The 8814-nt window shown below is 60.9% G+C and carries 7 protein-coding genes; 1 reads left to right on the top strand and 6 read right to left on the bottom strand.

Translation table 11 applies throughout. The annotated features are described in order from the left end of the window. Nucleotides 1-1236, top strand: a 1236-nt coding sequence (locus tag B2W52_RS04060; protein ID WP_286801455.1) for a sodium-dependent transporter, incomplete at its 5' end; no start/stop codon positions are given. Here the strand turns inward: B2W52_RS04060 and B2W52_RS04065 are convergent. The 6 genes from B2W52_RS04065 to tagH all read right to left on the bottom strand — a co-directional run. Then, a complete protein-coding gene (locus B2W52_RS04065) occupies nt 1223-2785 on the bottom strand; it encodes a sigma-54-dependent Fis family transcriptional regulator (RefSeq protein WP_286801464.1) in 1563 nt (520 codons plus the stop codon). The genes B2W52_RS04060 and B2W52_RS04065 overlap by 14 nt on opposite strands. 178 nt (nt 2786-2963) lie before the next feature. After that, nucleotides 2964-5597 (bottom strand): type VI secretion system ATPase TssH, encoded by a 2634-nt coding sequence (tssH, locus tag B2W52_RS04070; protein ID WP_273068795.1) that lies wholly within the window; start codon nt 5595-5597, stop codon nt 2964-2966. A 10-nt stretch (nt 5598-5607) separates the two neighbouring features. Next, nucleotides 5608-6435: a type IVB secretion system protein IcmH/DotU gene (gene icmH, locus B2W52_RS04075; protein WP_286801457.1), complete on the bottom strand. Its 828-nt coding sequence runs from the start codon at nt 6433-6435 to the stop codon at nt 5608-5610. Between the two features lie 3 nt (nt 6436-6438). Next, complete coding sequence (gene tssK / locus B2W52_RS04080; protein WP_286801459.1) at nt 6439-7773, bottom strand: type VI secretion system baseplate subunit TssK; 1335 nt, start codon at nt 7771-7773, stop codon at nt 6439-6441. Next, complete coding sequence (gene tssJ / locus B2W52_RS04085) at nt 7773-8306, bottom strand: type VI secretion system lipoprotein TssJ (protein WP_153634063.1); 534 nt, start codon at nt 8304-8306, stop codon at nt 7773-7775. The genes tssK and tssJ overlap by 1 nt, the downstream gene beginning before the upstream one ends. Further along, the coding region (gene tagH, locus B2W52_RS04090) for a type VI secretion system-associated FHA domain protein TagH (protein ID WP_286801462.1) at nt 8303-8814 on the bottom strand (512 nt) is incomplete at its 5' end. The genes tagH and tssJ, both read right to left, overlap by 4 nt.

Consider the following 8814-nt stretch of genomic DNA (forward strand, 5'->3'; position numbering starts at 1 on the left):
CTGTGGCGGTTTCCGTACATGGTGGGGGAGAACGGTGGTGGCGCTTTTGTGGTGGCCTATCTGCTGGCGCTGATTGTCGTGGTTTTGCCCATCATGATTCTGGAAGTGTCAGCGGGACGTCTTTCCAAGGGCAGTACGGTTCAGACCTACCGGCAGGTGAACCGCTTCGGGGTTGTTTACGGGTGGTTTGTGGTGCTCATCACCATGGCCATTACCAGCTATTACCTGGTGATTACCGGCTGGACCCTGGGTTATGCGGTGGATGCCGCAACAGACAATCTCCGAGTGTTTGGTGACTTTACCGCCGGGTATAACTCGCTCTGGTATTTCTTCGCGGTGACCGTGCTGGGGGCAATCATCCTGGCCAAGGATGTGACGGCCATCGAGCTGATGTCGAAGATCCTGATGCCGGTTTTGATCATTGTGATGATCGGTCTGGTGATTTTCGCCAGCCGCACACCCGGTTGGGAGCAGACCAAGGATTTCTTTTTCCAGGTGGACTGGAGCCGGTTGGCGGACGGCAAGCTGTGGGCGTTTGCGTTCGGGCAGGCGTTCTACACGCTGGCGATTGGCCAGGGCTACCTGGTGACCTATGGCAGTTTTATCCCCCGGCAGACCCACGTGCCCCGGGCCTGTCTGATTGTTGCAGGTACCGAGACCAGTGTGGCGCTGCTGGCGGGCTGGATGATCTTTCCGTTTGTGTTCAGTCTTGGCATGGAGCCCGCGGAGGGCAGTCAACTGGCGTTTGTGACCATGCCCCGGGTGTTCGAGGACATGGTGGGCGGCTACTGGGTGGGTACCCTGTTTTTCAGCCTGTTCTTCATGGCCGCGTTCAGTTCCAGCCTGGCCGGTCTGAAGGTGATGATAGCGGCGGTAGCGGAGGAGTTCCGGCTGAGCAATGGCAAGGCCGTCAGTCTTGTTACCCTGGTGATGCTGGTGCTGGGCACGGCATCGGCACTGAGTTTCACCCCGCTGGAGTGGAACATTGCCGGGGAGCCGGTGCTGGATGTGATCGACCGGGTGGCCGGCGGTAATGTGATCATCTTCTCCGGGGTGTTGGGGGCCGCCATGTTCTGCTGGTTTATTCCGCCCGAGAAGATACGAACGGTGCTGGGCACCCAGAGCCGCTGGTGGGAGTGGCGTATGTACCTGGTTGGTCGCTACCTGCCGCTGGTGATGCTGATCTGGATTGTGGTGACCTATGCCCTGAACCAGGTGGGCATTACTCCGGCCTGACCTGGAACTCCCTGGCGTCGATCTTCAGCTTCTTCAGGCGCGAGGTCAGGGTGGTCGGTTTGATGCCCAGCATGGCCGCCGCGCCGTCATCGCCGAAGACCCGGCCACTGCTCATGGTGAGGGCCCGGGCCAAATTCTGTTTCTCCAGTTCCCGCAACTCCTGCTCCGTCATCAATTCGCCGCTGTAATGTCTCGCAGGCGGCGCTTCTGCCGTGTTGGACCGGGCTGCGGACTCTGGGCCTGGCAGGTCCAGATCCAGCCGGCCGTCGGCGGTGATTACCTGGCGCTCGATCACATTCTCCAACTCCCGCACATTGCCGGGCCAGTGGTAGGCTTTCAGGGTTTCAACGTCACGTTCTTTCAGGGCCAACAGAGGCCGGTTGAACTTCTGGCACGCGCGGTTCAGGAATTCCTGGGCGAGGATGGGGATGTCCTCCAGCCGCCGGCGCAAGGGTACGGATTCGATGGGGAAAACATTCAGGCGGAAGTAGAGGTCTTCCCGGAAGGTTTTTTCCTGAACTTCCGCCTTCAGGTCACGGTTGGTGGCCGCGATCACCCGCACATCCACAGCCCGGGTTCGGTTTTCGCCAACCCGCTCGAATTGCTGATCCTGCAGCACCCGGAGCAGTTTGCCCTGGAGTTCAAGGGGGATTTCGCCCACTTCGTCCAGGAACAGGGTGCCGCCGTTGGCCTGTGCCAGAAGCCCCTGCTTGTCCCGGTCGGCGCCTGAGAACGCTCCCCTGGTATGCCCGAAAAGTTCGCTTTCCAGAAGGGTATCCGGGATGGCGGCGCAGTTGACCACTACCATCGGGCCTTCGGCCCGGTCGGACAGTTCATGGATACCCCGTGCGACGACATCCTTGCCACAGCCGGTCTCACCCTGAACCAAAACGGACAGCTGACTGCCGGCAGCCCGGACGATCTGGGCCCGGAGGCTGGTCATGGCCTGGGAGTTGCCGACCAGGGTTCGCGCCAGTTGTTCGCACCGGGTGCGAACGGTTTCGGCGTCGTGCAGATGATCCAGTGACCGCTTGAGCAGGCGACGCTGCCAGACCTGATCACGGCTCTGTAACTGGGTAATCCATTGATGAACCAGCAGTTGCCGTAGGCCACAATACAGAGGCTGGCCGGTAATGCCGTCCCAGTCGGGTTCGTCCCGACACAGTACGAGCACCCCCAGGGTTCGGCCGTCATTACCGGTGAGGGGCTCAAGCCACAGGGAACGCGGCCGGTCGCTGGCCTCAAACAGGGCCTGGAAGCCGACGTGGTCCAGGCGGTAGCTGGCGGCACGGGTAAGTTCCCGGGCTTTGCCGGTTTGCAGCACGTGGGCAAAGGGGTGGCTGAAGTCACCGCAGTCGAATTCGCCGTGTTCGGCGAGGTCGCTGCAGTGCAGGGTCCGGCCACTGAGGTCGAGTTCGAGTGCCCAGCAGCGGGTCAAGCCGAAGGCGTTTTCCAGCTGTCTTGTGGCGGTTTTCAGCAGATCCGGCAGGTTGTCTTGCTGGATCAGGGCCACCGCCAGGTCGATTCCGGTGTGCAGTTCCATCTGCATCCGTCCCATGGTTCTCTTCCCTAAGATTTTTATGCTTTTGTGTTCGCCAACCGCACACCGTGCGGATTTGCTTTCCAAAACACGCCGTGAATACGTCCCTGTAGGCTCCGCTCCGCCATCCATGGCTCCGCAGGGTTTTGGAAAGCAAATCCCCACGCCGCGCTACTTTGGAGTGTCCCTAAACCACCATTCCCGTAAATCTGGCATCTTCAACACCCAACATGACCTTCGTAACCGACTCCCTCGCCGCCAGTTTCTCCAGCAACGCCAATGAAACCGGCGGCAAAAGCTCACCCTCTATGATCGACTCAAGCATCCTTGCGCCGTTTTCGCTTCTTGTCGCACGGCTACGGATGGCATCGATCAGGCCGTCCTGAAGTTCCACTTCGGTGTGATAACGGGCCTTGATCTGGTCCGCCAGGCGCTGGAGTTTGTCGCCAACGATGCGGTTGAGGGTTTCCTCGCCCAGAGGCAGGTAGGGCACCACTTCCATTCTTGCCAGCAAGGCCGGTTTGAAGAAGCTGGCCAGTTCCGGGTAGAGGGCTTCGTCCAGGCTGGCCGGGGACTCGGCGTGGTTGACGATGGTCTGGTAGCCGAGGTTGGAGGTGAGGAAGAAGACGACATTTTTGCAGTCGATGAGTCGGCCTTCGCCGTCAGCCAGTTCGCCTTTGTCGAACGCCTGGTAGAACAGGTTGAGGACTTCCGGATGGGCTTTTTCGACTTCGTCGAGCAAAACCACGGAGTAAGGTTTCTGACGGATGGCTTCGGTGAGGATGCCGCCTTCGCCGAAGCCAACGTACCCCGGAGGTGAACCGATCAGGCGCGAGACGGTGTGTTTTTCCTGGTATTCGGACATGTTGATGGTGGTGAGGAACTGGCGGCCGCCGTAGAGCAGTTCGGCGAGCTGTACCACGGTTTCGGTTTTGCCGACGCCGCTGGGCCCCACCAGCAGGAAGGCGCCCATGGGGCGGCCAGGCCGGCGCAGGTCGGCGCGGGCGGTGAGCAGGTGCTGGTGCAGGCAGTCGATTGCGGTGTCCTGGCCTTTGATATGCTCCTGCAGATACGCCGGCAAATGGGTGATTTTTTCCAGTTCGTCGGTGGTCATGCGATTGACCGGAATACCAGTCCAGTCGGCAATGACTTCGGCCACCTGTCTTGCGTCAACCCGGGCGTGGACCAGCGGCTCGTCGGCTTGGAGTTCAGTCAGTTCCTGCTCGATGGCGGCGGCTTCGCTTTTCAGGTCCGGGCGTTCTTCTGTTATCCCATCGGTCAATTCAGAGGTATCCGCTTTGGCCTGCGATTCGCCGGTGAGCAGCTGTTCACGAATCTCCACCAGTCGGGCCACCAGCTCGCGCTGGTCGTTCCAGCGTTGTTCCAGGGCTTCGGATTCGGCAGTGATCCCGGCAATGCGCTGTTCCAGTTCCCGTTCCCGGTCGGCATCCACGCTCTGGCCCAGGGTGTGTTCCCGGCTCAGCAGGTTCTGTTCCATGGCCAGCTGATGCAGCTCGCTTCGGACGCGGCTCAGGCGTCTGGGCGGCGTGCTCAGATTCAGGCTGACCCGGGCGCAGGCAGTGTCCAGGACGTCGATGGCTTTGTCCGGTAGCTGACGGCCGGCCAGGTAACGGGCAGACATGTCGGCGGCGGCTTTCAGGGCGCTGTCGGCGATCAGGACCTGATGGGCTTTTTCATAGACGGTGCGCAGGCCACGGAGGATGTGGACAGCTTCGCCGGGTGTGGGCTCATCCAACGCCACCGGCTGGAAACGCCGGCTCAGGGCCGGGTCTTTTTCGAAGTATTTCTTGTACTCGCGCCAGGTGGTTGCGGCGATGGTGCGCAGCTCGCCCCGGGCCAGGGCCGGTTTGAGCAGGTTGGCAGCATCGGAGCCGCCTTCGCTGTTGCCGGCGCCAATCAGGGTATGGGCTTCGTCAATGAACAGGATGATGGGGGTAGCGGAGCCTTTGACCGCTTCGATCACGCCTTTGAGGCGTTTCTCGAACTCGCCCTTCACCGAGGCGCCGGCCTGCAGGGCGCCCATGTCCAGGGTCCAGAGCTCAACGCTTTTCAGGCGGTCAGGCACGTCGCCATTGACGATGCGTAGAGCCAGGCCCTCCACCACGGCGCTTTTGCCCACACCGGCATCGCCCACCACAATAGGGTTGTTCTTGCGGCGGCGGCAGAGGATGTCGATCATCTGGTCGATCTCGGCGTCACGGCACACCACCGGGTCCAGTTTGTCTTCCCGGGCCAGTCCGGTGAAGTCGGTGGCGTAGCGTTTGAGCGGGTCCAGATCCGCGCTGGCCACCGGTTGCCCGTATTCGTGCTCGCTTGGTTCCAGCCTCTCCGCGGAGCCCTCGGTGAACCGGTTAAATTGCTTGCGCAGCTGCTCACGGTTGATGTCCGCCAGTGCCTGTGCCACCCGGGGCATAAGGTATCGGTCGGCATTCATCAGCAGGGCCAGGAAAACCGCGCCCGAGCGCAGTTCGGTGTGCCCCAGTTCGGTGGAAGCCAGCAGCCAGGCATCCTGCATCAGTTCCACCAACAGCGGCGAGAACGATGGATAGGGCTCAGCGCTTTGCGCCTCTCCGTTCAGGCTGTCGCCCACCAGCGGTTGCAGTTGCTGATGATCAATGCCGGTGTGCTCCAGAATCTGGCGCACGTCGGAAAACGGCGTTTCCAGCAGTTTGAACAGCAAATGGGCCGGAGTGATTTCCGCGCCCTGGCGGCTGATGCAAAGGGCGGCGGAGGCTTCCAGCGCCTGGCGTGACATGTCGTTGAGGCGCCCGATCAGCGCCGGCAGTTCTACCCGAATCACGTTGATGTCCTTATTTCGGTAGTTGGTCGAGTACGCGCAATACGTCCGTGATGCGCTCGTTCAGTGCCATGTTATACAGGGAGTAGATGCCGGCCATGGCTGCCACAAACAGACCTGCAATGCCCCAGACGGGCATGCCGCTGCGCAACCGGTTCCGGGTTGGCGTTACGTTCGCCCGGGCATCCGCAAGAGGCGCCGGGTCCTGCTCCTCCTGCAACGCTTTCAGTTGCTGGTGCAGGCCCCGGACAATCCGGTCGTATTCATCCCGGCCGTTTTCCATCACCTTGTACCGCCCTTCGAATCCCAGACAGAGACACAGGTAGATAAACGACAGCATGTCGCGATAACGGGCCGGTTCCTGCTCCATCCGGGCAAGAATGGCAAAAACCTTTTCCCCACCCCAGGTCTCGTTGTGGAAACGGGACAGCAGGGAGTGCTGAGACCAGACGCTATGGGCGCCCCAGTCAGTTCCCAGCACGGCCTCGTCGATGAAGGCGCAGAGAACGTACCGATAGGCGACAACACCCGGCCGGTCGTAACCCTGTTCCACCAGTTCCCGGTCGATGGCAGCGATTTCATCCACCACCTGCTGGTAGAGGGTTTCCACCGCGCGATAATCCGCCAGCCTGCGTATCCTGATCACCAGACCAAGCAATGGTGTGGCGGCGTCAATCAGGCGGTTATGTTCCAACCCCCTGAGCTGGAACTGCTCGTCGACCTGGCCTTCCCTGTTGCCCTCAGCGGCTCCCCGGCTGTCGGCAAAGATCAGATCACTGAACGCACTGCTGCCGGAATTCCTGCTGCCGTTGGGTAAGTCCATTACCTGTGCATCTGCCATGATTTAGCTCCTGATTGCCCAGAACTGCATTTCCATGCCCGGGAAACTGCCGGCCACGTGGAATGCGAAGCCGCTGGCGTTGTCGAGCATTTGCCAGGCCTGGCTCTGGTCGTCCAGGCGGAAGTACACGAAGCCGGCGTGGTACGGCAACTGCCGGGGTGCAACCGGTAACGCAGCGAGCGGAATTCCCGGCAGCTGCAGGCTGATGAGATCCCGTATTTTCTCCACCGAGGCCACCTTGCACTGCTGGGTGAACTGCTTGCGCAGATCGTCCAGCGGCAGGTCGGCTTTGACCGCAAGAATGAATTCCGCATCCCGGACCAACTGGGCATCCTGAACCGGGGCCACGGTCAGGCCGTACTGGCGCTGCTGAAGCTGGATAGCCAGGGCTCTTGGTTCCAGCACCGTGCTCAGGGACTGCCGCAGAACCTGCATGAGCGGGGTAAAACAATCATCCGGCAGATCGTGGTCATAGGCCGGGTACTCCCTCGGCAGGCGCCCTTCATCGGTGAAGGTCACCAGCTCGCCACACAGTTCCAGCAGGGCTTCGAACAGCCGTTCAGGATGCAACTGGCGCAGGCGGGCCAGGTGCATGAACCTGGGATGGGCCCGATTCAGCATCTGCAGCAACATGAAATCCGCCACATCCGCAACGCCCCCCTGCCCGGGCGCACCGACACGCTCGGCGATAGTGCGTGCCCGCTCCCGCATCAGTCCGGCCATTTCACCGACAAATCTCTGCAGCCTGGGTGCGGCTCGCACACTCAGCATGGTCGGGATGAAGTTCGGATCCATCACCAGGCTTCCGTCCGGGCGCTTTTCAAGAATCCGGCCGATGGCCAGGGCCGCATAGGCGCTGCGATCTTCCCGCTCCAGCATCAGGCGGGGCGCCACGCGGCCCACATCTATGGTGTGGGCATCGCCGTCGATCGAATGCAGATCCCGGATTTCCAGGGAGTCGGCACGGAACCGGCCCGCCACCGGGGCGTCCGGCCATTCCACTTCGGCGAGGCTGTCACTGCCCAGTGGCAGGGCCAGGTACACGATCTGATTGGCCACGGAGGCATCGGTGATTTCCATCGGCTCCGGCATCACATCGTCCTGGGGCAGACTGAAGCGGGTGCCATCCGGGAACAGGCCGGATGCCCGAACCAGGCCAACCCGGCCGAAACTCAGGTACTCTGCGTTCAGTTCCAGGTCGCTGAAGCCATACAGATAATCGGAGATCGCGAGCGCCCGTTCATTGATCTGGTGTTCCAGATATCGCTGCTGTTGCTGGAAGTGTTGGGGCTTGATGAACAGGCCATCACTCCAGACGACTCGATTGGTTACCGCCATCAGGTGTCATCCGAATGCTTGAGTTGAACTTCCCGCTCCCGCAGGTTCACCAGCAGGTTGTATCGGCCACCGATTGGATCCACCTTCACCACTTTCTTCCACTGGGACAGGTTGGGATAGGCGTAAAAGGCGATCACGCCGATAAACCGGGTGTCCTCGCCAATCTCGAAGGGTTCGATGAACTTGAACTGGCCCGGCACCAGGGAGTAATCGCTGTGATCGACATAGTTCTGGCCCAGTGACGACTCGAGGTCACTCAGTAGCTGGTCGAAATCCCCGGCCATCAATAGTGAGCTGTCGCGCATCTCGATGATCTGAAACGCAATGGGCGTGGGTGCCAGGGATTCATTCGGATTTACATCCGGTTCGGCCACCATGGTCAGACCGACCCGGCTGGGCAGATCCTCCGGGTATCCCACCGGGATATCCGGGTCCCAGAGCACTTTTGCGGTTTTGGTGACCGCGTTATAGGGTGTGCTGCATCCGGCAAGCACAAATACGATGGCCAGCAAACTCCATTTGCAGGTCTTCACAACGGGTTCTCCCTCTGTAGTTGGCGCAGGTTCTGGTCGTATGCCTGTTCGAACACTTCCTGGAACAGACGCTCGAATCCCTGCTGACGACTGGATTTCAACTCTCGGTAATAATGCTGGTACATATCCCAGGCCCAGCGTCCCTCGTCCTCGTTCTGGCGCAGCCCCCGTCGGTAACCATGGAAACGACGCAGCAAGGCCTCGGGCGAAAAGGCATGCAGGATGGCCTCCAGCGCCTCGCTGATGGCCTCACGGGTTGCCTGCTGGTGGTGATTCAGGCTCTGCAGACTCTCCCGCACCGCCGCCGGTGCCGACAGGTGAACCGGGCTACGATGGCTGGCGAACAGGGTCTGCACCGTATCCTCATAACCCTCACCCAACCGCAGTGGATTATCCTCGATGGGTTGCAGGCGGGTTCGCAGCGCCTGATGCCTGCTGTCTTCTCCCTGATGCAGGGCCAACAGGCCTTCCACGGTCGACTTCAGTGTTTGCCCTACTTCCTCCAGGA

This window comes from Marinobacter sp. UBA2498 (genome assembly GCF_002341575.1).
Lineage (GTDB): Bacteria > Pseudomonadota > Gammaproteobacteria > Pseudomonadales > Oleiphilaceae > Marinobacter > Marinobacter manganoxydans.

What these genes read in the sequence shown, in the direction of transcription:
- tssK (WP_286801459.1), bottom strand. Translation starts at nt 7,773, where the DNA reads ATGGCGGTAACCAATCGAGTCGTCTGGAGTGATGGCCTGTTCATCAAG.
- B2W52_RS04065 (WP_286801464.1), bottom strand. Translation starts at nt 2,785, where the DNA reads ATGCAGATGGAACTGCACACCGGAATCGACCTGGCGGTGGCCCTGATC.
- icmH (WP_286801457.1), bottom strand. Translation starts at nt 6,435, where the DNA reads ATGGCAGATGCACAGGTAATGGACTTACCCAACGGCAGCAGGAATTCC.